This is a genomic window from Desulfobacterales bacterium (assembly GCA_029211065.1).
GTDB lineage: Bacteria > Desulfobacterota > Desulfobacteria > Desulfobacterales > JARGFK01 > JARGFK01.
This window is the reverse complement of sequence record JARGFK010000072.1, coordinates 1-24,956: the sequence shown is the minus strand read 5'-3', so window position 1 is coordinate 24,956 and position 24,956 is coordinate 1. Positions and strand designations below refer to the sequence as shown.

Below are 24,956 nucleotides of genomic sequence, written 5' to 3'. Positions count from 1 at the left end.
CCGCAAATCTTCTTCGCAGGCTTCGAAACCAAATCCCCATTGATGCGGTCATTGCCGATTTGTTGAAGCTTGAGGTGAAAAATGATCGCAACATACTCAGGTTCCGATGCCCTTTGTGCTACAACTTTCATACGGCTACCAATCATAGAACCAACCTGGCAAGGTGCTTTGATTGCCAAAAAAACTTCAACCCTATTGACTTGGTCATGACGGTAGGAAAATGCGGCTTCTTAGATGCCGTGGAAATACTTAAAGACAGAATCAGCCCGTAACCAAATCTGCTTACACCGCCGGTCGTAAACCTCGCTTCCGGCGGCCTTTCTCTTTGTCGGTTATTGTGAGACTTGCAGAGTCAATTAAATCGAGACGTAGCAAATACCTACAACTGTCTGAATAGGTTGGTTCATGCGTCTACTGTGATATTTTTGTCTTCACCCCAAACGCGGGCGAAAAGGAGCAGGCATTAGCGACAACATGATCAAACAGACATGTATGATTATGTTAAAGCGATCATGATCATATTGTTAAACGTGATCAAATGATGGGGACGTTGTTCTTGAAGAGACTCATATTGTCGTCGGATATTTTGCTGGTCATTATATATGTTCATCCCGATTAAGCGACTCGTCTTCAAGCTGCTTTCGACAGGCAGTTTCAAGCGGCCCCAGTTTGTTTTCTACAACATCCCAAACCACGGGAAGACTCACGCCAAAATATTCATGGGCCAGGATGTTCCGCAATCCAACGATTTTCCGCCATTCGATATCCGGCGCAACAGCTTTAGCTTTTACCTGCAGACGGCCGGCTGCCTCACCGATGATTTCGAGGTTTCGGATTACTGCATCCTGGGTTTTGGCATCAGCCGTAAAGGCGGCATATCCCATTCCGGCGGTGTAATCACGTATTTTGCCGATGGCTTCCAGGATATCGTCCAGATAAAGACGTGCGTCCCTATGCATAGACGATCTCCCGTTCGATGATCGGCTTAAGGCGAGGCTTGACCGTATCGGCCATCACCAAATCCACCGGACGCCTTAAAACCTCTTCTAAATGAAACTTAAGATCCATGTAATGATCAAACGTCGGGTCCGCCAACTCCACAACAATATCCACATCGCTTTCAAGTCTTTCATCGCCTCTGGCAAACGATCCGAAAACACCGATACGTTTCACAGTGAACCGCTCGGCGAGTTCAGTACGCATCCCCCCGATGATTCGTAGAATCTCGATCTTATCTTTTTGGTTATTATTCATCCAGCTTGCTCCTTTTCGCCGGCTCCGCCCGACTTCACCCATTCGTCCACTTCTTTCTTGTTGAACTTCCAGAGCCGACCGATCTTGTGACCCGGCATCTGCCGTTCGCTGATCCACTTGTAAACCGTATCCCGCTTGATGCCGAGATGATCCGCAATCTCATCCACGGAAAGCCATCGGTCTTCCATTATTTTTCCCCACATGATTTTGACTTCATTGATAGTTCGCTTCTATTAATTTTGATTAGACGAAACCGCTTTCTCAGGCCTGACTTAAATCTTTCTTTTATACAAACAATATGAACAGTGATAAAATACCCCATATGAATATCCATTGTCAAACAGTCTATACCAGTATTATATACTTTTAACCTAATTTAACCGACTAAGAAATGATGACCGCATGATTTTAACTTGACAAGAATAAGTGCGGTTTATTAGCTTTGCCGGGCAACTCAATAAAAGGAGGTTAAATGGAAAGAGCGCTTTTATGGTTCAAATGTGCTGCCGTGCACGACCCGGTTCGACCGGTGATTAAAAAGCCGGCTGTTTTGGGGTGGATGGCAAAACATCGCCGCGTTGACCTGGAAATCGAACGTCCGATGCGCGGGGAAGAATTATTGCACCAGATGAAGGGCTGGTTCACCGTTGACGTTCATCAGGCCGGTGATGTGATTCAGCAATACGGAAAACTGATGACACTGGACGAAACCGACCTTGTTGTTGAAACAAAGGATGCGACGGCAATGGAGTTGCTGTCGCAGAAGCTGGCTGAAACATTCGGCCGGGACGTGTGGCTTGAACCCATAGCCAAAAAGCTGCTGAAATAAGCGGCAGAGTGACTGTCCGGGATTTAACAGAAAGGTTTCACGTTATGTTTTCACGCTGTCGGGTAAACTTATTGCGGGTCGAGCTTGGACCATCTGTTCTGAGCTGTCAACCGACCGCTGGTGCCGCAACTTTTACATTCAACAATTAACGGCCTTTCATCCGACGTAATCTCTATCGGCGACATGCATTGGGGGCATTTAATGGCAACCTTTTTCGGTTGAGAGGCTGCCGGAGCGGTGTTCGCCCCAGCACCTATAAATGCCATGACGGATTTGCGAACGCTTTCCCGGTCGTCCGTCCCGCCGAACGCTTTCAACTTTTTATAATCATCCTGGGTTATAACCAGCCGGATTTTCAGGGGGTGTGAATTTTCCAGGGCGGTATTCAGTTCCTCCAGCGCAGACGCAAGTTTTGTGAATTTCATATCACCGGCCTGCATTTTTTCTTGTATACGGCCGGTTAAATCCGCGGCTGTCATCCACTCCCCGTCAACCTTTATGGTGCCGTCATCCAGTCGAACTTCGCTCATTCACATTCCCCTTTCTGATCCAAAATTTCCCGCAATTTGCGCGACAGATCTTTAATGCTGAATGGTTTTTGAATAAAACCATCGCAGCCGTTTTCCAGGATTCGGGTGGTCTGATCCTTCATGCTGTATCCGCTCGAAAGCAATATTTTTACTCCGGAATTCAAGCCCTTGAGAGCTTCATAGGTTTCTTTACCGCTCATGCCGGGCATGATCATATCCAGGATGATCAGGTTGATTGCTTCTTTGTTTTTCTGGTATATTTCTATGGACTCCTGTCCGCTGCGCGCCGATAGTACCGTGTAGCCCAGCTTTTCGAGGATCTCTTCGCCGATTTCCACAATCATTTCTTCATCGTCAACGAGAAGGATCGTTTCGTTTCCCATTAAAATGGACCCCATCGTTTGGTTTTCTCTGACGATGCTGCTATCGGATGCCGGCAGATAAATGTTGAAAGTGGTCCCTTCACCCTTGATGCTGTTCACTTCAATAATGCCGTTGTGGTTTTGGATGATTCCATAGGTGGAGGAAAGCCCAAGGCCGGTTCCCCGCCCCACTTCTTTGGTGGTAAAGAAGGGGTCGAATATGCGCTTTTGAATGTTTTTATCAATGCCCTCACCGGTATCCGTTACGCTGACCATGACGTATTCTCCGGATTTCACCTGATAGGGTGCGGTGAAAGCGTCGTCCAATGTCAGGTTTTTGGTTTCAAGACTCAAGGTCCCGCCGCCGGGCATTGCCTGCCAGGCATTGACATACATATTCAACAGGGCCTGTTCGATTTGACCCGGATCCACTTCCACCGTCCAGACATCCGCTTGAAATTTTGTTTCAATGTTGATCTCTTTTTTGGTACGTCCGAACATGTTGGCACTTTTTGAAATCAATTCATTTAAATTTATCGTTTTGACCTCGTATTTGCCTCCCCGGGCAAACCCCAAAATCTGTCGGGTCAGATCAGCCGCATTTTTTACGTAATCCTCGATCCCTTTCAGGTGCTCATATGCCCGGGGAGACGTATCGCCGTTCATCAGAATCAAGGAAGTACGTCCTTGAATGCCCATCAGAAGATTGTTAAAATCATGTGCGATCCCGCCGGCCAGTGTGCCGATGGCCTCCATCTTCTGGGAATGCAACAACTGGTCTTCCAGTTTTTTTTGGGCGGATGTGTCCCGAATGATAAGGAGTATTCCAGCCGGTCGGCTCTCATGATCGTTATAACGGGAGCCGCTGATATTGATGTCGACAAAGCATTGATGCTTTGTGGTCGTCCGTGTTGCCAGGTTTTGGACACTCTTCCCGGTCTCAATAATCTGCTGGATGGCCGCATGGGTAACGTCAACATCGGTGGCCGAAATGAACGGTAACGGCTTCCCGACGAGTTCGTTTAACTTCCAGCCGAAAATCCGGGTAAAAGCCGGGCTGATGTAAATTGTCTTCGCATCGAGGCCGCAGATGACTATGGCATCGGCGGATGACTGTAGCAACGAACGGTATAATTCTTCCGACCGTTTCGATTCGTCATAGAGTTTTTTAAATTTTTCCTCGCTCTTGCGCAGCGTCTCTATCGCCTGTTTCCTTTCGCTGACATCCCTGGCGACACCCCTGAAACCGATCGGCTGCATCGCCGTGTTCAGGATAAGGGAGGTTGACAGCTCCAGGAAACACCGGGTTCCATCCCTTTTGATGATCTCATAGTCCGTAATGTCGACGGGATTGCCGGTGCGATAAATGCTGTTAAAAACCTTATACATCCGTTCTGAAGTTTCGGGAGTGGTGTACTCGCGGTTGTTTACCCCCATCAGGGTCTCCCGTGTATATCCGGTTATTCTACACAGGGAATCGTTAAAGAAAAGCATATTGCCGGCAAGGTCGACTTCGAAATATCCTTCTTCGATGTTGTCCAGAACAGCCCGGTGTCTTTTTTTGCTTTCCAGCAGTTCGGCAATGGTTTGCTTCTGGTGCTCACATAACTTCTCAAGCTGGGTGAGACGGCCGCGAAGAGAAGTCTTGGCGCCCTGATTTTCTTTTTTTACATGTGTCGCGTTCATTCTACAGCCTATCCACCTTGAGCCTATTCAGATTTATAGAAATCGGTGCCGGGGAAGGGTTTCATCCAAATAATCCATAAAAATTTGTGCTTTTTCCTCTGGCGCGCGGGTCATGAGGCTGACCCCCACAAACAATACGGTACAAACCATAAATCCCCACACCCCGGGCCAGATCCCCAACGGTTTAGAACCCGTAAATTGCAGAAACAGAACCAGAACGGCTCCCATAATCATGCTGCTTAAGGCCCCGGCTGCAGTGGCTCTGCGCCAGAAAAAGGCCCCAACAATGGCTGGAACCGCCATCAGCAATCCGGCTGAGGCTGCTGCAGAAAGCGGTGCGATCATGAAAGCCAGGCCTTTTTTGCCCTGGGCCCAATAAGCGAAAACAAAAAATATGGCGGCCAGAACCGGAATGATGTATTTTCCGGCTCTTAACTCCGATTTTTCAGACAGATCCGCCTTAAAGCCGTTCTTCAGCAGATCCCGGGTGCACATGGAGGCCAGGCTGAGGAGGATGGAATCAATGGTTGAAATGGCGGCGGATAAAATTCCCACCATCACGATCAGCACCAGCAGCCGGGGAATAATGGACAGCCCCAAAAGCGCCGGGGTTGCCAGATCCGGCGAAGATAAGCCCGGCATCAGCAGCCGGGCGCTGAAACCCCACAAGACCGAAACGACCGTATAAATTAATCCGAATATCAGAAACCCGGCGATCATCTGTTTAAAGGCGGCAACGGATTTCGGAACAAAAAGCCGTTGGGTTACCTGGGGATTCGAAAGTGAAAAAAACATCCAGGGCAGAGACAGCCCCAGAAAAACCTGGAACTGGAACAATCCCGGTCCGGCCAGCAATTGGGGAATATCCTGATTCATCCGAATGAAGAACCCGCCGAACCCACCGAAGCCTTTATAGACGACAAAACAGAGGGTGACAACGGATGTCACCAGCATAATGACGGCCTGGAGGGCGTCGGTCCATGCCACCGAACGAAGACCGGCAATGTTGGACCAGATGATGGCCAGGAATGTTGCAATCGCCATGGCAACCGTGATCGGGATCGAACCCCTGGTAACGCCTTCCAGCAGATAACCGATACCCATCAGTTGAATCGCGGCATAGGGTATTAAAAATATCAGGCATAAAAGCGTTGCGATGATGCCCACCGCCCGGTTATCGTAGCGGTCGGCCAGGAGTTGTGCATGGGTAAGGTAATCAAACTTTCGACCCACCAGCCAAAAGCGCGGACCGAAAAATACCACCAATACAAGACCGCAAAGGTAAGTGAGCTCAAAGCCCAGGGCCCCTACCCCCAATTTATACGTCAAACCGGCCAGGCCCACCATCATAAAGGCACTGTAAGTCGTGGCCGCATAGGTCAAAGCCGCAATAAAGCCGCCAAGCTGCCGGTTGGCCAGGAAAAATTCGTTCATGCCTGCGCCCATCGGTTTTCTGGCAAAGACCGCCACCGCAATACCGATCAGCACATAACACAGGAGCGCCACCCAGGAGGTTAACGTATCATTATTCATTGCGTAAATACTGCCCTTTCAAGATTCATTGTCTTGCCACTGTAAAAACATGATAAACATGCTGATGATGGCCACGGCGATCCACACCAACCAGAACAGAAAACTTCCCATGACGGTGGGGATATTCTTCAAAAATGCAAACGGAAGCGAAAAATCCAGTATTAAAAGAAACAGGAACCACCCGGCCCAGCACCAAAAAGATTTTCTCATCGGATTCCCTAATAAAGTGCGTCTATCGGTTTCGGTTCATTCACTGACCAGACAAGCTGCCGTTATTGAAGAACCCCGCACACCCGTGTCGTGTTACGGGAAATCCCCTCGCTGTTGCGGTTCAAACCGCTGGCGCCTGCCGATCTTTCCAAAAAACTTGTATATATTAATTCAAAAGCAGCCCCAGTGTCAATTATTTTAAAGACTTCAGTCGCTTGTTTGGTGGTATGATGAAAAAAAAGATGCTCCCGTCCTGAAGGAATAGCCTCTGTATTTTCCAGGGCCGGCACCGAAATTAAGCAAAAAAAGGAGGCGTGGTTTTCAGCTGGATGGTCAGGAGACCGGGGGGGTTATAAAGAACCCTGCCGTCCCGCTCAGGCGGGACGGGGAATGCGCCCGCTGTTGCGATTCAATCGGGTCTGCTAGCTTTTTTTGGAAGTAACCGTTTGAAACGATGTGACCTGCTGTTTAACTTTTAGACCCTTGCATTTGGGGCATTTGAATTTTTTCTTTTCGTAATCAGAAATTTTCATATCCAGATTAAAAGATTTATTGCATGGCTCACATATAAATTCGTATCTGGGCATTGTAAACCTCCTTTTTGAAAAAAGATTTTAAGGGCGCAAATACAAAATCGTTTTCCACGCCAATGGAAATCTATGATTATTTTATCTTGTTTTTATAAAAAATCAAGTTCGGGACAGGGGTTTAGCAGTGCTTTTATAAATTATTTAAAGCGACGATCCGCAATTGAACTTTGCCGATCAGATGGACCAGCGGCAGCAGGTCCGATAATGTTTCCCCTTCCATGAACTTGATGTGCGTGGCATCGGCCGGGAGCTGAGCAAAAGTGGGGTCTATTGCAACCCACTGCCCCCCCAGATGGCTCTCGGACCAGGTGTGATATAAAAATCCCTTATAAAATTTTGAATATACAATTCCATTGACAACCCGTGAGGGAATGCCAAGAGATCTTGCAAACGCAGTATACAGATAGGCATGGCCCTGGCACTCCGCTTTTCTGCCTTCCAGAACATCCAGAGCGGAAAACACGTCCACTGCTTCCTGTTGAATGTTCTGATCAATCCAATCAATCAGCAGCCGGACCTGTTCAAAAGGGGTGCGGGCTGTTGACGCAATTTCTGCGGCTGTATTGCGGATGTGCGCGTGGCTGCTGGGAATTGCGATGGAAGGAACTAAAAATCGTTCGTGGTCTTCCGTCTTTTTTTCCTGGGAATCATTTGCCGAAGTTGCAGAGCGAATCCGGCAATGCTGACTATTTTCACGTAAAACGCATTGCTGGCGCTCGTCGTTCGGCAGGATGAAGGTTTTGTCCGGAACGGATATCACGACATCCAGGGAAATGATCTGTTCCGGTGCATAACTCCCGAGATCGGCTTTTATCAGGCTGAAATTCAGCAGATTTTCGTCTTTGTTAAAGGCAGCCTGGGTCAGATATTTTTGGGCAGTCCGTTTATTTTCAAGATAAGAGATGATGACACCGCCCTGGGACATTTCCAGTACCGGCCGACTCAGATTGTCGATCCAGCTGATAACTTCCTGATCGTGGAGCCGTGTGCGCACTTTAAAAGCCGCACCTTCAAAAAGATCGCTCGTTTCATATGCCAGCACTTCCTGATGAACCGGGGCGATGGTCTGGGTCTGACCGTCATAGACGTTATAGGTGTATGTCCGGCCCACCGCAAGGCCGTGCAAGACCGGGTACAATCCCACGGCACTGGTGGGATAGAGCTTCTGGTCCAGTCTAAACGACTCCCGAAGGGTCTGGCCCCGAGAAATCACTTCCACCTCCAGTCGGTCGTCGACAAGCTGACCGTTTAATTTCAGGGTGCTTTCATCCAGAACATAATCATAGACGAACCGCTTGAGCGTCAGGTCGCCCCCAACCCGGTCATGGGATGTGAGATTTATTTTTTTGTCCACCATTAAAAAGCGGATGCGAAAAACCGCTTCAGACGCGATCACAAAGTCCGATACGGTGTTTTCCGATTGCGAGATCGCAAAAAAAGAAAAACCGATTTTCGCACCGTTGAAAACAATTCCCGTCCAGTACTCGCTGTAAGGCCACTGCGATAGCGTGTATGAAGAGGCTGCAGGCGGAGGGGGGCCGGCATCCTGGAATTACCTTCCGGCGCAGCCCGGAGACAGCATCAGGAGGAAGAGCAGCAACAGGAGGGGTTTAAATGGGGTTGACCGAATCATGTTGTTCAATTCTTTGGAATGCGTCAGTTATAACTCCCGTCCGTAATGAAAAACCGGGTTAAACACCGATACGGACGCCCCATGGAACTGTTCGTCAAAAGGATCGGAGCGACTGTAAACCAGGCTCAGGTAGGGGTCCTGACTTTCGCCCCGGTGGAAATCGCTGCCCGCCCATTTTTGTTGGGCAGCGGATAAAGCCGCCGTCTGATTTTTGTTTTTCTGCAACAATCGCCGGGCGTACTCAAAGGAGGCTTCCGGAAAAAAATGAAACGGCTTGGATAGGCCTTCCCAATAGAAGTTGATTAGATTTAGAAGAATCTGTTTGGCGTCTAAAACCGGTAAAAACTCCCAGACAGCATCTTTGCAGACCAAAAAACTTTGACCGCAAAGAGGGGCCTTATCGTATAAGTTGTGAAACAGATGGTGTGTCCATGTGGTCAGCAGGTATTTTACCTGTAGATTCGCAAAATGAAAATGAACCAGACCGACGGAAGGATAAATCCCTTCCAGGCGGGCGAAAAGACGAAATCCGCCCAGATCAAAATTGATATCCACGGACGCAAGGGGTTGTTGGGCCATGAAGGGTCTGCTCTTATTTACATACACATCCGCATCGCTCTCCATCGTCTGAAAGACAACCCGGCCCACAGCGCCCACCGGCAGCCGTCCCTGGGCCTTGAAAAAAGAAAGCAGGTCGACCGCGTTCCCGCCGGATATTTTTTGTTCGACCATCTGCTGACCGAGTAAATATCTTTCCAGGGGATCGACATTAAAATTTTCACGCTCCTCCGGCAGCAGTTTTTCCTCCCCAAGATAAATATCGAGTCTGCGTTGAAGCAGAAATTTGGTCGGATTGGCCCAAAATGCACATAGGTCCTTCAGATCGATCTGTTTCCATTTATCCATCTCTGCCAGTGGGATGGGGAGGGTGTCTGAAATGAAGGCCGGGGGGTTTTGCTTCTCTTCGGCATTTTCAACCAGACGCGCCGCCCCAAGCAGGTTTTCCCTGGAATAACTGAAAAACGTGTCGCTATCGCCAAAGTAAACCGGTGAAAATGCCTGGAGGGGGTGACGGGTGACGATCCGGTCTTTAGAAATATTATATCCGCTTTCCATATAATCAATCAGTTCGCTCACAAGAACCGAAGGCGGGATCTCTGAATTGTCCTGGAGGCTCTGGCCGATATAGCTGATGTAAAGTTTTTCACGGGCGGAAACCAGCGCTTCCAGAAACAGGTACTTATCGTCGTTGCGCCGGGATCGATCGCCGGGTCTGGGATTTTTTGCCATCAGGTCGAAACCAAGGGGACGGGTTTCACGGGGGAAGCTGTCGCTGTTCATGCCCATCAGGCACACGACCTTAAACGGTATGCTCCGCATGGGAAGCATGGCGCAAAAGGTCAGGCCGCCTGAAATAAATCCATGCCCGTAATTTTCTTTATCGAGCCGCTCCTCGATTATCGCCCGAACGACCTCAAATGAAACCGCGTCATGGTATCCGGAAAGCGCCTCGGTTTCCGCCAGTTCACCAAATATTTTCCTGAGAATCTGTATGTCGCGTTCAGCCGTTTCTGATGGATGGATAAATTTTTCAAGCATTGCATTATATAATAAACTCCAACCATCTAATTTATTATATTTATCCAGCATATTGACATGTTGAAACAACTGTTCGATAAATTCCAAAAATTTCCCCAGTATCAGACTGTTTGCGCCTTCAATGGGGTCATAGGGCAGGATGCCGTGAAACATGTTTTTTTCATAACCGGGCATGCTGTAGCCCAGCAAAAGCCGGTCGATACCCTGGCGCCAGGAATTTTCCGAAAAGCCCGCGGAACCGAATCCGCTGCGACTGGCGGCATCCTGCCCCCAGCGGATATGGGTCTCGACAATCCAGTGGACAACGGTTTCCAGATCGGCCTCTGAAAGTCCGAATTTTTCCCTGACAACTTCATATTCCAACAAGGACACTATCCGGGCAGCGCCGAAACGGCTGTCCTTTAAATCCATAATCGACAGAAACGCTTCAATGGCCCGGCTTTCTCTTTTCAGGCTTCTGTCCGCAATGGTGAAAGGAATTCGCACGCCGATATCATCCTGAATATCAAAAACAGCCTGAATATAGGGTCTATACGTCTCAATATCGGGCGTCATGACGACGATGTCCTTTGGCATCAACCCCGGGTCTGACGCCAATATATCGAGGAGATGATCATACAGAACTTCAACTTCGCGCATCGGGCTGTGACAGGCGTGTATCTGCACCGAACGATCAGCGTCAGAATTACCGGTGCTTGAATTGTCCATTGCTGCGGGTTCTGTCAAGTCGAGAAGATCCGCCTGAACAGCGGTCAGCAGGCTGTTGCGGCCGGGATCCCTGAAGCGATCATCCATATTGAAATCCGTGGCGCTGATGCGTCTGAAAAAATCCCGGCCCAGTGCCCCCAATGACGCCAGCAGCCGGTTTCCACTCTCCAGGTGCAGGTTTGCATGCTCTTCACCGGCTCGGGTGACGGCCATTTTTCGCTGATATCGGACCTTCTCTTTTTGGGAGACAATATCGGCCCAGTATTCCTTGCAGGGATTCATCAGATAGAAATATATGGGGATTTGTTTGGATATTTCCTCCAGTGCCTCCAGATGAAAGGGCGGGAGGTAAGATATGCCGAAAATGGATACGCGTTCCGGTAACACCCGGGTGCCGGACGGTTGTGTTCGGATCCAATTCATCAGGTCGTCCCTCAAGGATGCCCGGTGCCGGGCTTCCGTACCAATGGATAGCTTTCGCCACAATACCGCCTGCCAGTGGTCCGCCCTGCCCGCTTCCCAGCTGAACATCATGTCCGGACGAAATACCAGATACTGATCAAATGTGTCGGCTATTTTCTGTGCCAGTTGATACAGTTTTAGTTTTTTTTTATCACCGGCCAGGTAGGCCTGTAAGTTTTGAAATTCAGGATTCTCCAAACATTCCGGCAGTAGCTGCATGATGCGAAGGGTCATAACGCCGGGATCAAATAAGGACTTTTCCGGCAAATCGGGATCCATCCTGGAAAAGAGGTCGTTCAGAAAACGATTGGGAAACGGGAAATAAGTGTTGGCGCAAATGCCGTTGTGCCGGGCAAGCGCCATGGAAACCCACCGCTGTATGCCGCTGCTCTGCACAACGATGATCTCAGGGGAAAACAGATCGGATAGCGGTTCCCTGACAACCCGGGCCAGGTGCTCGGCCAAGATCTCCAGACGATTGCTGGTAAACACATAAAACCCGTTCATTGGTAGGCTTTCTGCAGCACCTTCAAGGCATCGTCCCGGTCCATTTCTTCCGGGTTGAACACCACGGACCCGTCTCCAATGGCTGTTTCAGCAATCTGTGCCAGCATATCGGATGCGACCCCGGCTTCCTTCAATGTTCGAGGCAGTCCCGCCAGTTGGTGCAATTCTTCCTGCAGTTGGCGAATCGCTGCAATGGTTTTGATGGGCATCCCCTCCGGCGGGGTTTGTGCATAAATCTGGCGTCCGGCCAGCGGCAGCAGCAGCCGGGCAATATGGTCGCCGGATTTATGCAGGTTGTACTCCAGCCCGTGGGGCAGAAAGATGCTCATGGCAACACCATGGGGAATGCCGGCAACCCCGCCGCAGGCGTGTCCCAGAGCGTGGATCATGCCCACCATGGAGTTTGAAAATGCGATCCCCGCCAGACAGGCGGCGTTGGCAAGGGCCAGACGTCCCCCCACATTTTTTCCGTCCTTGACGACTTTTACCAGGTTGTCGCGAATCAGCTCGATGGCAGACAGTGCAAACGCATCGCTGACAGGATTTTTTTGTAGGCAGACATAGGCCTCAACGGCATGGGTCAGGGCGTCCATGGCGGTGGCCGCAGTGATTCGGGGCGGCAGGGTCAGGGTCATGCGCGGATCCAGAATCGCCACATTGGGCATCAGATGATAGGAAGTGAATGCCATTTTTACGTTTCTGGCGGCATCCTTTATTACGGTCACCAGCGTTGCTTCCGATCCGGTTCCGGCAGTTGTCGGCACCACCACCAGCGGTTTCATCGGCTTTTTCAAGAGTTCAGCGCCGGCAAATTTGGCAAGATCATCTGATTGTTCCGTAATGACAATATTGGCCCCCTTGGCCGTATCGATGACCGAGCCACCGCCTACTGCCACGATTGAATCACACCTGTTGGCGCGAAAAGCCGCTGCAGCTTCCGTAACCACCTTCAGCGAGGAATCCGGCGGCACCTCGTCAAATACGGCGCCGATGGAAACCGCCGATTCACTGAACGCATCAAAGACAAATTTAGTCAGACCGGCTTGTGAGACACCTCTATCCGATACGATCAGGGGACGTACCGCTCCCAGGTGTTCCAGTTCATAGGGCAAATTCTCCAGTGCTTTCAGGCCGGAAACAATTTTAACCGGACTGTAAAATTCGTAATAGGACGGCATCATGTACACCTCCCTTGATGTTTAAATTCCAAACGGTATCCCAACCACATAGATAAAAAATCGGTACCACAGTTTTTGCATTAGCGGGATTCTGGGAACCCGCTTGATCAGCGTTTTGGCGATCAGGGCCGGATAGAGATACGTCTGTACGATATTCAGACAGCGCGTCAGGGCCATGGCCTTGGCGATGTCTCCCTTCAGGCTCATACGATGTTCCACAAACGCCTGGACCGTTCCCATCCGGGCGGTAAAGACCAGAAAAGCGCATTCCAGGTTCTTAAAGAAAATAATCATATCCACCGCATCTTCGTTCAAGGTTGTTCCCTTGTACGCCAGATGTCCTTCTTTTGTTTTCATGAACGACATCTGCGGTCCCCGCGGCAGCACTTTGAACATGGCTGAAAAGCCGTCCGGCCATTTTGCGATTTCCGCTTTAATGGAATCGTCACGTTTTGATGCCGACTGCAGTGCCCGGCCCAGGATAAAGAGAACCAGTTTGACGATGCCATTTTTTATCCACTTGCGCCGCAATGACGGCCTTTTAGACGCGGCGTCGCCTTCTGGGCCCGAACGGGACGGGAGGGATGAAATTCCCAGCTTTTTTAATTTATCCGGCGTGGGAATGCCGTTGTCATCGTACCCCCTGAGCCGGTAATAGGTGCTGACCATTTTTTCGATGGGAACCGTTCGGCCGGCCGGGTCGCAGTCCCTGCCTTCCCTGAGAAACCTCAGCGGCAGGGTATCGTCTTTGCGCGAGATCCCCTCCCGGGTGTTCATCCACCGCTCCAGCACATGAATTCGATCGCCGATTTTCAGCAGCTCCCATTGGGACAGGCTGATACCCGTCACAGCGGCATACAGTTTGCTGAAAATCCTGAAATCCATCAGTTTGATCGCCACAATGGGCAGATACTGCATTAAAAACCCCAGCAGCGGTTTGGGTGTAAATTTTACCAGGGGCGGCTCCAGCACATAGGCGAATGCGGTAAACAGGCAGGTGTGCAAAGAATTGACCGCAGCGTAAAGGCTTTCAAAAAATATCACAAAGCGGGCCTTGGCGCGGGTGGTGAAGGGATTCAGAAAACCGAAAACCACCTCCAGCGGAAAAATGGTGGCCGACAGGTGGCAGCCGCCCCGGTTGGCCACGGCATAGGCCAGACCCTGGCCCCATGACCCCCGCGGGTCATAGGCCGCCATTTCCAGCCCCTTTACCTGGATGGCAAATTCCTCGCCGCCGTATTTCCGGGCCAACCAGCGGGATCCGTTGGCCAGCTCATTCCCCAGGCCCCGCCGATGGGCGATATCTTCCAGCATCGGCCCGATCCCTTCCGGCGATCCGAATTTCAGCTCCGTCGGCAGCAGCCCTTTTTCGCCGGCCTCCATCACATAGGCCAGGGTCCCGCCGGCGGATATGGTATCCATTCCCATCCGGCCGCAGATATCGTTCCATTCCGTAATGCGGTCCGTGTCATAAATTCCCAGGTTGGTTCCCATTAGGCCGACGGTTTCATATTCCGGAATCTGATGGACGCTGCCGTCGGCATAGGTCCCCTTGTGGCCGCACAGAATCGTGCAGGGCTTGCAGGTGCTGGGCCGGGTGTTGTATTTTTGCCGCATGCGCTCCCCGGTCACCTCACCGGCCAGATCGCTCCGCCCGCGCCTGAAATTGTCGATGGGCAGGATTCCGCCCTTGTTGCTGTAGTTGACATTGGCGCTGGTGCCGTATTTGCGATACGAATCACCCGTAAAGGAGTTGGCGTTGATAAAGCGGGTGGCTTTTTGGGATACGCGCCTGAATGTTTCAGGATCCTTGGGAACGATTTTAAAGCTGTTGCCCCGGGCAACGACGGCTTTAATATTCTTTGATCCCATTACCGCTCCCATGCCGCCGCGTCCCAGAAAGCGGTGTCCGGTGGCAATGTTCGCAAACAGAACCCGGTTTTCGCCGGCCGGACCGATGGCAAGGGCGCCGTCATGCTTTGTTAAATGGAAGTCGTTTTGGACTTCCTGGGTGTCTTTGCCCCACAAAGCGGATGCATCTCTGAATTCAGCCCCATCCGAATCAATATGGATATAAACCGGTTCACCCGATTTTCCGGAGATTAACAGTCCGTCATAGCCGGCAGTCTTCAGGGCCATGCCGAAGGGCCCGCCGCAGGATGAAGACAGCAGAATGCCGGTCAGGGGGGATTTTGTCAGGGCTGCGAATCTTCCGCTGCAAGGGGCGCCGGTACCCATCAGAACGCCCATCATAAACGCCAGGATGTTTTCTTCGCCCAGGGGATCAATTCCCGGCTCGAGCCGTTCATAAAGGTATTTTAATCCCAGCCCCTTTCCGCCCAGAAACATCCTGCGATCGGTTTCGGTGATCAGGAACGTGTTTGCCGTTTTGCCGGTAAGGTCTATATCCAGGACCCGGTTACTGGTACCGCTGATCTCCTTCATGTGCATTCAGCTCCTGTGCGGTTGTCCGCTTTATATTTACCCCAACGTTAGGGTTCATTACCCGCCTGCAGCTTTTTGATCGAATTTACAACTTCGGTGAGGACTGCACCGGCTTTCGCTTTAATCAGAACGTCGCAGACTGCATCATAGGGGGTCTCCGACAGATTGACAATGGCCAGAAATGCATTGCTGTCTTTGGCATATTGCGGCATCAGGGCCGCCGGCTGCACCAGCAGGGTCGATCCCACCACCATGAAAAAATCACAATTCCGGGACAAGCTGGCGGCTTTTTGGACAGCCTCGATGGGCATGGCCTGGCCAAAAGAAATCGTATCCGGTTTCAAATATCCGCTGCATTCGCATTCCGGCGCCGTATCGCCGGCTGCAACCCGCGCCTGGGCCGCTTCAAGTGAGGACAATTTTCCGCAGTGCATACAGCGGACCCGACGGGCATTGCCGTGCAGTTCGATGACCGCGTCGTTCGGCAAGCCTGATTCCTGGTGGAGTCCGTCAATGTTTTGGGTAATCACGGTTCTAACCAAGCCCATCTGAAAAAGCCTGAAAATGGCATCATGGCCGGGGTTGGGTCTGGCCCGGACGAGATCGGGATAAAGCTCGTAATTGCGCCGCCAGTATTCGATCCGGGACGCTTTGGAGGACATGAATTCATCAAAATAAACCGGCCGGAATTTATCCCAGATACCCCCCTTGCTGCGGTAATCGGAAATGCCGCTCTCGGTGGATATGCCGGCGCCGGTAAATACAATATTGCGGCCGGCGGCTAAAATCCTTCGGGCGATCTGAGCGATTTTATCATTCAAAACATCATCCTCCGGGGGGTTCAAAACGAGGTGTGATCTGAGTTTTTTTAGACTTATATGAATCGGACGGATTTTGCAATATCTATGTAGGGCCGGTATCCTGGAGGGAGCTTCGTTATCGACAGCATTTTCCAAATACAGGATTTTCTCATAAGGATAGCCGAAATGAGGGATCAGGGGTCGGGGATCGGTGACCAACAGACCTGATCCCTGGCCCCTGATCCCTCATTTGCCTTCAGTCTTCAGCCTATATGCCTAAAGTCAGGCATTGGCCGCCAGCTGCGGCTTAAACGTCTTGAACAGCGAACCATCCATCACGGCTTCATAGCCGTGCAGTTGCGCAATCACCACCCCTTCCGCATCCAGAAACGTAAAGTTGCCTTTCATTTTGTGCGTCGACGCCTCGGACACTTCAAGAACGGCCGTAACATCTTCCACGGGAAAGGATTTGCGGTACTGGCGATAGCGGGCGTAATAACTGGGAAGGGAAGCAAATCCCTTTTCCTCAAAGCACCAGACAATCGCCATCTGAAAAGCGCAGTCCATAACCAGCGGGTCCGCGATCCAGCGGCTGCGGAACGGTTCCTTCATCCATTTCTCCGGCGGCGGGGCTGTTGAAATCCGGGCCAGCATCCCCTGGGATGCGCAGCTTACGATTTCCCTGATGCCATGCAGATCATCCCCGTGGAAAAGAATTTTTTCATAAACTTCTTCCCGGGTTCTGACATAATTTTTGGCCGACAGTGGAGCGGGAACCGTGTACAAGGGCGGTGCGGAAAAAGACTCCGCCAGGACCGCCGTTGCCCTGGAGTGGATCACATCGACGCCATCCTTAACCCCGTCCCGAAGCTCCACATCAACCTCATAAACCGAATTGTCTTTGCGGGCTTTACCGGCAAACAGGCGGATCAGCCGTTTTTGCTGGTCCAGCCGAATGCCCTTCATCAGTCGCATGTCATCGATCCCCAGCAGCGACAGTCCCGGATTTTCATGAAGCGCCCCCTGGCCGAACCATTCCGCCATGAGGGCAAATGGAACCACGGGTTTGCCGTCCAGAACATGGGACGTCAGAATCGGCAGGTTCTCCACGTCGACTTCACGTTTCAGGGTCAACGCCAAACCTTCAGACAGAGGTGTTAAATAGGGAATTTTCGATTGGATGTCGGCATCTGCGGGTTGGTGCAAATGCGCCGGCGGGTTCAGTTCCGCGCCGATTACCACCTCGACCGCAGAATCCGCTCCAGCAGCCATTTCATGAAGCAGGCATTGAACGCCGGATTCAGGCGGGATCAACCGGATGTTTTTACGCTTGAACTCACGCTTCAGCGACGCTGAAACCATGCCGCCGTCCCAGGGTCCCCAGTTGATGGAGACAACCCGGCAGTCCGGGCAGGCCTTGGATTGCTGCCGGGCAATTTTATTCAGGGCTTCGTTGGCCATGGCATAGTCGGCTTGTCCCTTATTTCCCATCCGGGCGGCAACCGAAGAAAACAGAACCAGGTATTTCAGCGGTTCTCCCTTGACGGCTTCAAGAATGTTCTGCAGCCCCTGTACCTTGGTGCTGAATACCTTGCTGAACTGCCGGCGGGTTTTATCAATGATCAAACGGTCCTCCAGAACACCGGCCCCGTGTACAACCGCCTGGATCGGGCCCCAGGAAGAACGAATGTCATCAAACAGCTTCAGCAGTTTTTCCCGGTACCGGATATCGACGGCATAATAATGGACCGAAGCGCCGCTGGATTTTAATCTGGCGAGGGTGCCGGCGATTTCCCGATTGGTCATATGTTTTTGAAATACCGCTTCCACCTGGACGGGAGACGGAATGCGGCCGTTGAACTCATGCCGGATGATGGCTTTTTTAATGGCGTTTTCACTGGATTCCGTCAGCAGCCATTCCGGTTCCGGGACCGGAAAAGCGGTTCTGCCAAGGAGCACTAGGGTCGGTTTAACCTGATGGGCCAATGCTTCTGCTGCAGCTGCCGTAATTCCCCGGGCGCCGCCGCTGATCACCACAACATCGCCGGGAGCCAGATCGATGGCCCGTTTCGACTTTTCGGAATAGGACTCCGGGGAAAGCTGCAGCCGGCAGCGCTGAAGCGGGCCAAGACCGACTTCAACCGTATCGGACGCATCGGCCGCCAGCAGCTCTGCTGCAACAGCAGCGGCAATGTCCTCATTGCGATGCCACTGGGGATCAATATCCAGAGCGCGGCAAAGAACACCCGCCCATTCCATGGCGGCTGTCTTGACAAGACCGGCCAGGCTTCCCTGCAAAGGGGTTGTCACCCCTGCTGCGTTAAACCCAAAAGCGCCGTCCAGACGGGTGATGGAAGCAAAAAAAGCGCCGCCGTTTCGGGCGGATTCCATCAGATCCGGGGCCATGGCTTGGGCAAGGAAAAATGCATCCGTAATTTCCTGCGACGTCATATCTGTTTCAGGACTGGCAACGATGATCAGACCGGCGGCTTTTGCCAGAACCGCGCGTTTTGGAAGCTGGCCCAACGGCATCAGGACCGCCGGAATATCCCGGTTTTCAAGATTTTGATGGATCGCGGCTGCAAGACCGGCTGAATCCTCTGTTATATATACGCAGCGGTCCGGCGCAAGGGTCATCTTTTTATGGGCGACAAGGGTTGATTCAACCACTTTGACAACCTGCTTTTGGACCCCGGAGGCATCAATTACCGGGAAATCATGCGGTGCCGATGCCACCCCGTCGGATGGAGAAAGTTCTGCCTGCAAAGCGGCGGCCGCCGATTCCGGCGTTTTGACTTCATTGTTGAAATGCGCAACGATCTGGGACAGGGTCTTGAGCCGGCCCATCAGTTCGGGTGAAACCGGCGGCAGACCCGGCAGCCGCTCTTCCAGGGTGGATAGTATTTCCACCCGCTTGATGGAATCGATCCCCAAATCCGCTTCGATGTCCATCTCGAGCCCCAGCATCTCAACGGGGTAGCCGGTCAATTCACTCACCACCGCCAGCAGAACCTCCCTGATTTCAGCCTGGTCTTTGTGGGGCCCGTCACTCGGGTCTTCTCCCTGATGCCGGTCAGCGGCCTGCTGAGGCGGATGCGCCGGCAGTTCGGAAATCGCCTGGGTCTCTTCCGCATGAACGTGCGCAATGATCTGGGACAGGGTCTTGAGCCGGCCCATCAGTTCGGGTGAAACCGGCGGCAGAGCCGGCAGCCGCTCCTCCAGGGTGGATAGTATTTCCACCCGCTTGATGGAATCGATCCCCAAATCCGCTTCGATGTCCATCTCGAGCCCCAGCATCTCAACGGGGTAGCCGGTCAGTTCACTCACCACCGTTAGCAGGGTCTCCTGAATCTTCTGTTTTTCCTGGGATTGTTCTTTATCAGCGTTTCGATCTTTTGCAGGTTCGTGCACGTTTTGGGCCGGGATCGCCGGCGCCCGATAAAGCGGTTCCGCTTTTATAGAAGCCCCTGTCAGCACGGCCCTGTTATCTCGGCCTGAATTTTCATCCCGGGTCCGCGGCGGCCGCGCATCCGCCCCGGCCGGAATTCCCAAGGCCGCTTCCGTCAGACGCCGGGTGCTGTCCATCATTTGCTGCAGGACCCGGCCGGCTTCAGCCTGGGTTTCCAGAAATTTCTGGTGGGCTTCGGCGGTTCTGGCCTGCAGGGCCTGGATCGATTTGAGACCTTCCTGTAGGACGGTAAAGGTGCTGCTGAGAAAAACCGGATCTTTCTGTTTTTCCTCATCCATGGGTTTCTGTTCTACGCTCATGGGTTTTTCCACACTATTTTTTTCCGGACGTTTGGTTATATGATGCTGCTGAGGGAATCGTTCACGGTTCAGTGCCGTCAAGGGTTTTTCTTGTTTTTGAGGCTTAAAATTAGCCCCCAGAACCGAAACCGGCATGCGCGGCCTGGGGGTCTCGGCAGCCGGTTTTTCCCACAGATTTAAGCTGACCGGATGTCCGATTGCCCCAAGCCGGCAAAGGGTTCGGGCAAGATCCGCCAGTCCGGACTGTTTTCCGGCGGATGCGTCCAGGGACAGCGCATGAATATCATGATCTCTCAATATCGACCGGATCAGACCGGTCAAAACGGATTTGGGTCCGATTTCAACAAAGGTGCGGATTCCCGCCTGATATAAATTTTCAATTTCAGTGACAAAATCCACCGGAAGGGCAATCTGTGCGGCAATCTGTTCTTTCACCGCTTCAGCATCCGGGTGAAAGGGTTCGGCGCTGCTGTTGGAATAAACCGGCGTCCGGGTGGGCGTAATATTCAGCGGGGCTAAAGCCTGCCGAAAAGGTTCTTGGGCACCCTGAACGAGCGGACTGTGAAAGGCCGCAGACACCGGCAGCCTGCGGGTTTTAAAACCCAATCCGATGCACTTTTTTTCAGCAGCGTCAATGGCATCAACCGGTCCGGACAAGACCCCCTGGGACTGGCTGTTGCGGTTTGCCAAAACAACCGAAGAGAGCCCGTCAACCAGCTTTTCAATTTCCTTCAGCGGTGCGCTCACCGCCAGCATGGCGCCCGCTTGACGGGTGGAATGGCTGCCGGCGGCTGCCTCAGCCATGAATTTGCCCCGGGCAATGGCCATACTAAACAGCGTTTCCGGATCGATCCAGCCGGCCGCGCACAGGGCGGTCAATTCTCCGAAGCTGTGGCCGCAGGTGGCGTCCGGTTCCAGACCGAAGCGCCTGATGATATTCAACATCGCCAGATTGACGGCGCCGATGGCCGGCTGGGCAATATCCGTTCGGCGCAGCAACGCTTCCTGCGCCTCTCGTTCCGCATCCGTAAATGCCGGCGGCGGAAAAATGACATCGCTCAGACGTGCGGGACCGGTAAATTTCCGATTGGCTGTTTCCAGAACGCCGGCTGCTTCCGGAAAAAGACAGGCCAGATCGCGCCCCATCCCCACATACTGGCTTCCCTGGCCTGGAAAAACAAAGGCGATTTTTCCCACGGCCGTCCCCTCTTTTTCTCCGGGAGCGCCATAGTATACATCCGGCAGATTCAACAGCGGCGGATTACGATCCGGAACCTTGGGGTCGGACAGCATTTCAATCGTGCGGGCAAAGCGTTTGGACAGGCCTTCCGGTCTTTCCTCTCTGCGGTCAAAGACAACCAGCAGGCGATGGGGCGCTTGGGCGGAGAACGCGTTCCGGCTTGCGGCAGCAGCGACGGCCAATTCGTTGTCCGTAAGTCCCGCATCAATTCCGGTTTTCAAGGCGCATAGTTTTTCAACAATTTCCGATTTCGTCGGCGCCGACAGGCTAAAAATGTCGATGGAACCATCCCAGGAAACTTCCGGTTTTAGCGGCTGGTATTCTTCCAGGACTGCATGAAAATTGCTTCCGCCGAATCCAAAGGCGCTGACACCGGCACGGCGGGGATGGGATCCATGGGAAAGCCACGGCCGGCTGAGGGTGTTTAAATAAAACGGACTTTGCGCTAAATTCAGGCTGGGATCGGGCGCTTCCACTTTTAGGGTGGGCGGCAACACTTTATTGTACAACGAAAGGGCGATCTTGATCATCCCTGCTGCACCGGCGGCAGCCTTGGTATGGCCGATCATGGATTTTACGGAACCCAGGGCGCGGCGCGTGCCGCTTTTGTCGGTATTTGCAAACACCTGGCTTAACGCCTGGAATTCAACGCGGTCCCCGACCTTGGTTCCGGTGCCGTGGGCTTCCACCAGTTCAACCGAAGTGGGTTCAATCCCGGCGATGCGGTAGGCGCTTCGCAGGGCCTTGGCCTGGCCGTCCGCCCGGGGGGCATAAATGCTCTGGGATTTGCCGTCGCTGGACGATCCGATGCCCCGGATAACGGCGTATATTCGATCGCCGTCTTTTTCAGCATCCGGCAGCCGTTTTAAAATCAACATGCCGATGCCTTCCCCCAGGACCGTTCCGTCGGCATTTTTGGAAAAGGGTCGGGCGTCTCCTGTGGCGGAAAGAACCTGGGTTTTGGAAAAGCACATGTGCATGAAAATGTCGTTGAGGGTGTCCACCCCGCCGGTAATCACCATATCGATGCGGCCGGACATCAGTTCCATCACAGCCATATGAATCGCACCCATGGAGCTGGCGCAGGCGGCGTCCACCACGCAGTTGGTTCCCCCCAGATCCAGACGGTTGGATATTCTGCCGGCAACCACATTTCCCAGCAGACCTGGAAATGAATTTTCCTGCCAGGACACATAGGAGTCGGATATCTTCTGGATGATTTCATCTGTTTTGTCGGCGGTCAGGCCTGCGGCGGTCATGGCCCTGCGCCATATCGGATGCCCCAGCCGGGTGCTCAGCGGAATCACCAGTTCCTGTGTTCCGGTCACCCCTAAAACGACGCTGGTGCGCTCGCGATCGAAGAACCGTCCGTCGCCATAACCGGCATCCGCCAGCGCCCGTTTGGCCGCCACCAGGGCCAGCAGCTGGGACGTGTCGGTGGCTTCCAGCGCCGCCGGCGGAATTCCGAATTCCATCGGGTCAAATAGTACCGGGGGAAGAAAGCCGCCGCGCTTACAGTAAACATGATCGGGTTTTTTGGGGTCCGCGTCAAAATAGTCGCTAATCGACCAGTGCGTGTCCGGAACGACGCTGATGGCATCTTCACCCTGGAATAGAAGTTTCCAGTATTCCTTCAGGTCGGAAGACTTCGGAAAAAAACAGGACATGCCGATGATGGCAATGGCGCTTTCGACCGGGTCGATATTTGGATTTTTCTGAAACGGCATAGGCTTTATGACGGTAAAGGATTTTCATCCGTTCTCAAACAGTTTTAGATTTGTTTCTATAAACCATAAAAATAATATTTGCAAGGTGTTGACGACAATTTTTTAGGTTGATATAGTGACATATCAACCTGCCAACCAGGATCAGCCCATGCTTAGATTTTATACGAACCGGGAACTATCTGAAAAGCTGGGAATTAATCTGGCCAAATGGAAGCGCTGGTCGCGGGATCTGCTCCCTCCGGACCCCCTGGGCGGGTTGCAGTCCGGTTATGCCCGTCAATATAATCCGGCGGACGCCTTTACGGTCTACCTGGGCGGCCACCTGATCGCCGATTTAAAATATACCGTACCGGAGTCTAAACAAATTTTAACGGACTTGCACGAATGGCTGGTCTGGCAGGGCTTTTTCTTTGATCCCATTCAATCCGTTTCAAGCCCGGACATCCGGCCCCAGATCCAGGCCTATCAGATATTTATTCAACAGGTCATAGAACCGGTCAACGGCTTTTGCGGATTTCACTATCTCATCCGGGGGGTAATATCCGTGGAACAGACCGAATACAAGGGTTTTTCAGTCAGCCGGGAATTCCGGTCCGAAACCTCCCTCCCGGAAAATCAAACAGTTCCGCCGCTCCATATGTGGCATCATGCAAAACTGCTGAACATCTCAGCCGTCCACACCCGCTTTTTAACCGCTTTAAATCTCGAATAAAACAACCAAACGGCATGAAACCGATTGGTTGTTAGACAAATATAACAACTATACAAACAGGTTGTTAAATCTTCAATTAAGAAGACAAACTTTCATTATGTTTTGTCATTCCTGCGCAGGGGCTGGGTTTAAATTGAAAAAAATAGATTTTTTCATGTCATGCCGGACTTGATCCGGCATCCAGGAGCATGTGAACATGAAAATATATTGGATTCCGGGTCAAACCCGGAATGACAAAAAATTGTGGAAACATTTTCACCTTCAGTCTTCAGCCTAACAACCTTCGGCCTTCAGCTTGCGGCCAACAGGTCTTTAATCTCTGGAAGTTCCATGGGTGCAAAGCGTTCCGCTTCAGGCGGCAATGCCACTCCCTGACAGCGCAGCCAGTTGCAGCGGGTCTTGACGGCTGCCCCGAATAGGAGGTTCATGGCAACCGTCACGGTGGTGCGATTTTCCGGTTTGGCCAGAAACGTGCCCCGGGTCCACTCGTTAAATGCGCCCATGGACGGACCGCACCAGATCTGATAGTCGATCCTGCGGGTGGGATCTCCACTGTTGGCCCAGGAGGAAGACCGTCCCAGGTATGAGCGAAACACCAGGGCCATCTTGTGTTTGGGATCCTTTTCAGCCTGATCGATTTGCCTGGGGTCGCGCGCTTTGAAGAATTCTTTGGTCTGTTTCCACTCATCGCCGAAGTTGCATCGAAAATAATCGCGCTCGAGCATCCCCCGTTCTTTGGGCGGAATCGCTTCAAGGCTTTCATAGGTTTGATAAAGATCATAAAGTTTGGCTGCCCGGAAGGGAAACATCGTTCCCCTTTTCAACACCTGCACCTTGACACCCATTTCAAACATGTCGGCTGCCGGCGCCATGACCACATCCGCCTGTCCGGCTTCCGCCAGCATCTGTCGAACGGTTTCGGACGTGCCGGATTCAATGCAGGCCTGGTTGATGGAGCCGGTCAGGACATAAGCGGCCCCCATGCTGAAAGCAGCCGCCGTGGCATCCGGCGTGGCAATGCCGCCGCCCAGGCCCACGCAGACCGGTTCCGGATAGCGCTGCCTGACCGACAGTTCATCCCGCAGGGCCAGCATGGTCGGCAAAAGCGCCAGTGCCGGCCGGTTGTCGGTATGACCGCCGGAGTCGGCCTCCGCCGTCAAGTCCTGGGCCAGCGGGATATGGG

16 protein-coding genes are annotated in these 24,956 nt (G+C 52.3%); 2 read left to right on the top strand and 14 right to left on the bottom strand.

The genetic code is table 11. The features are described 5' to 3' along the window. Positions 1 to 596: 596 nt before the first annotated feature. From P1P89_15260 to P1P89_15250, 3 genes are read right to left on the bottom strand one after another with little or no spacing between them, the layout of a single operon-like run. A complete protein-coding gene (locus P1P89_15260) occupies positions 597 to 959 on the bottom strand; it encodes a DUF86 domain-containing protein (protein MDF1592873.1) in 363 nt (120 codons plus the stop codon). Beyond that, positions 952 to 1,254, bottom strand: coding sequence for a nucleotidyltransferase family protein (locus tag P1P89_15255; GenBank protein MDF1592872.1), 303 nt, complete (start codon positions 1,252 to 1,254; stop codon positions 952 to 954). The genes P1P89_15260 and P1P89_15255 overlap by 8 nt, the downstream gene beginning before the upstream one ends. After that, positions 1,251 to 1,442 (bottom strand): helix-turn-helix domain-containing protein, encoded by a 192-nt coding sequence (locus P1P89_15250; protein ID MDF1592871.1) that lies wholly within the window; start codon positions 1,440 to 1,442, stop codon positions 1,251 to 1,253. Before P1P89_15250 ends, P1P89_15255 begins: the two co-directional genes overlap by 4 nt. A 284-nt stretch (positions 1,443 to 1,726) precedes the next feature. On the opposite strand from P1P89_15250, the gene P1P89_15245 reads away from it, so the two are divergent. Next, positions 1,727 to 2,083 carry a hypothetical protein gene (locus P1P89_15245; GenBank protein MDF1592870.1) on the top strand — a complete coding sequence of 119 codons (357 nt, stop codon included), beginning with the start codon at positions 1,727 to 1,729 and terminating at the stop codon, positions 2,081 to 2,083. A gap of 68 nt (positions 2,084 to 2,151) precedes the next feature. On the opposite strand, the gene P1P89_15240 is transcribed toward P1P89_15245, so the two are convergent. The 10 genes from P1P89_15240 to P1P89_15195 form a co-directional block, all read right to left on the bottom strand. After that, positions 2,152 to 2,613, bottom strand: a complete 462-nt coding sequence (locus P1P89_15240) for a hypothetical protein (GenBank protein ID MDF1592869.1) — start codon at positions 2,611 to 2,613, stop codon at positions 2,152 to 2,154. Further along, positions 2,610 to 4,661 carry a PAS domain S-box protein gene (locus tag P1P89_15235; GenBank protein ID MDF1592868.1) on the bottom strand — a complete coding sequence of 684 codons (2,052 nt, stop codon included), beginning with the start codon at positions 4,659 to 4,661 and terminating at the stop codon, positions 2,610 to 2,612. Before P1P89_15235 ends, P1P89_15240 begins: the two co-directional genes overlap by 4 nt. 33 nt (positions 4,662 to 4,694) lie before the next feature. Further along, entirely contained in the window at positions 4,695 to 6,194 is a 1,500-nt protein-coding gene (locus P1P89_15230; GenBank protein MDF1592867.1) for a sodium:solute symporter family protein, read from the bottom strand. A gap of 18 nt (positions 6,195 to 6,212) precedes the next feature. Further along, positions 6,213 to 6,404, bottom strand: a complete 192-nt coding sequence (locus P1P89_15225) for a hypothetical protein (GenBank protein MDF1592866.1) — start codon at positions 6,402 to 6,404, stop codon at positions 6,213 to 6,215. A 720-nt stretch (positions 6,405 to 7,124) separates the two neighbouring features. After that, positions 7,125 to 8,390 (bottom strand): transglutaminase domain-containing protein, encoded by a 1,266-nt coding sequence (locus tag P1P89_15220; protein MDF1592865.1) that lies wholly within the window; start codon positions 8,388 to 8,390, stop codon positions 7,125 to 7,127. Positions 8,391 to 8,654: 264 nt separating this feature from the next. After that, entirely contained in the window at positions 8,655 to 11,903 is a 3,249-nt protein-coding gene (gene recC, locus P1P89_15215) for an exodeoxyribonuclease V subunit gamma (GenBank protein MDF1592864.1), read from the bottom strand. Continuing rightward, positions 11,900 to 13,084: an iron-containing alcohol dehydrogenase gene (locus P1P89_15210; GenBank protein MDF1592863.1), complete on the bottom strand. Its 1,185-nt coding sequence runs from the start codon at positions 13,082 to 13,084 to the stop codon at positions 11,900 to 11,902. Before P1P89_15210 ends, recC begins: the two co-directional genes overlap by 4 nt. An 18-nt stretch (positions 13,085 to 13,102) precedes the next feature. Beyond that, on the bottom strand, positions 13,103 to 15,526 hold the full coding sequence (locus tag P1P89_15205) for an aldehyde ferredoxin oxidoreductase family protein (GenBank protein MDF1592862.1): 2,424 nt from the start codon (positions 15,524 to 15,526) through the stop codon (positions 13,103 to 13,105). Between the two features lie 47 nt (positions 15,527 to 15,573). Beyond that, positions 15,574 to 16,347, bottom strand: coding sequence for a sigma factor regulator FecR (locus P1P89_15200; protein ID MDF1592861.1), 774 nt, complete (start codon positions 16,345 to 16,347; stop codon positions 15,574 to 15,576). 261 nt (positions 16,348 to 16,608) lie between these two features. Beyond that, complete coding sequence (locus P1P89_15195) at positions 16,609 to 23,061, bottom strand: SDR family oxidoreductase (protein ID MDF1592860.1); 6,453 nt, start codon at positions 23,059 to 23,061, stop codon at positions 16,609 to 16,611. A 148-nt stretch (positions 23,062 to 23,209) separates the two neighbouring features. Here P1P89_15195 and P1P89_15190 point away from each other — a divergent pair, with 148 nt between their 5' ends. Further along, positions 23,210 to 23,773 (top strand): hypothetical protein, encoded by a 564-nt coding sequence (locus P1P89_15190; GenBank protein MDF1592859.1) that lies wholly within the window; start codon positions 23,210 to 23,212, stop codon positions 23,771 to 23,773. 290 nt (positions 23,774 to 24,063) lie between these two features. Here the strand turns inward: P1P89_15190 and P1P89_15185 are convergent. Then, positions 24,064 to 24,956 (bottom strand): 2-nitropropane dioxygenase (locus P1P89_15185; protein MDF1592858.1); only part of this gene is annotated, 893 nt, incomplete at its 5' end.

Coding starts and splice junctions, on each gene's coding strand:
- P1P89_15260 (MDF1592873.1), bottom strand. CDS start 959: ATGCATAGGGACGCACGTCTTTATCTGGACGATATCCTGGAAGCCATC.
- P1P89_15255 (MDF1592872.1), bottom strand. CDS start 1,254: ATGAATAATAACCAAAAAGATAAGATCGAGATTCTACGAATCATCGGG.
- P1P89_15250 (MDF1592871.1), bottom strand. CDS start 1,442: ATGGAAGACCGATGGCTTTCCGTGGATGAGATTGCGGATCATCTCGGC.
- P1P89_15245 (MDF1592870.1), top strand. CDS start 1,727: ATGGAAAGAGCGCTTTTATGGTTCAAATGTGCTGCCGTGCACGACCCG.
- P1P89_15240 (MDF1592869.1), bottom strand. CDS start 2,613: ATGAGCGAAGTTCGACTGGATGACGGCACCATAAAGGTTGACGGGGAG.
- P1P89_15235 (MDF1592868.1), bottom strand. CDS start 4,661: ATGAACGCGACACATGTAAAAAAAGAAAATCAGGGCGCCAAGACTTCT.
- P1P89_15230 (MDF1592867.1), bottom strand. CDS start 6,194: ATGAATAATGATACGTTAACCTCCTGGGTGGCGCTCCTGTGTTATGTG.
- P1P89_15225 (MDF1592866.1), bottom strand. CDS start 6,404: ATGAGAAAATCTTTTTGGTGCTGGGCCGGGTGGTTCCTGTTTCTTTTA.
- recC (MDF1592864.1), bottom strand. CDS start 11,903: ATGAACGGGTTTTATGTGTTTACCAGCAATCGTCTGGAGATCTTGGCC.
- P1P89_15210 (MDF1592863.1), bottom strand. CDS start 13,084: ATGATGCCGTCCTATTACGAATTTTACAGTCCGGTTAAAATTGTTTCC.
- P1P89_15205 (MDF1592862.1), bottom strand. CDS start 15,526: ATGAAGGAGATCAGCGGTACCAGTAACCGGGTCCTGGATATAGACCTT.
- P1P89_15195 (MDF1592860.1), bottom strand. CDS start 23,061: ATGCCGTTTCAGAAAAATCCAAATATCGACCCGGTCGAAAGCGCCATT.
- P1P89_15190 (MDF1592859.1), top strand. CDS start 23,210: ATGCTTAGATTTTATACGAACCGGGAACTATCTGAAAAGCTGGGAATT.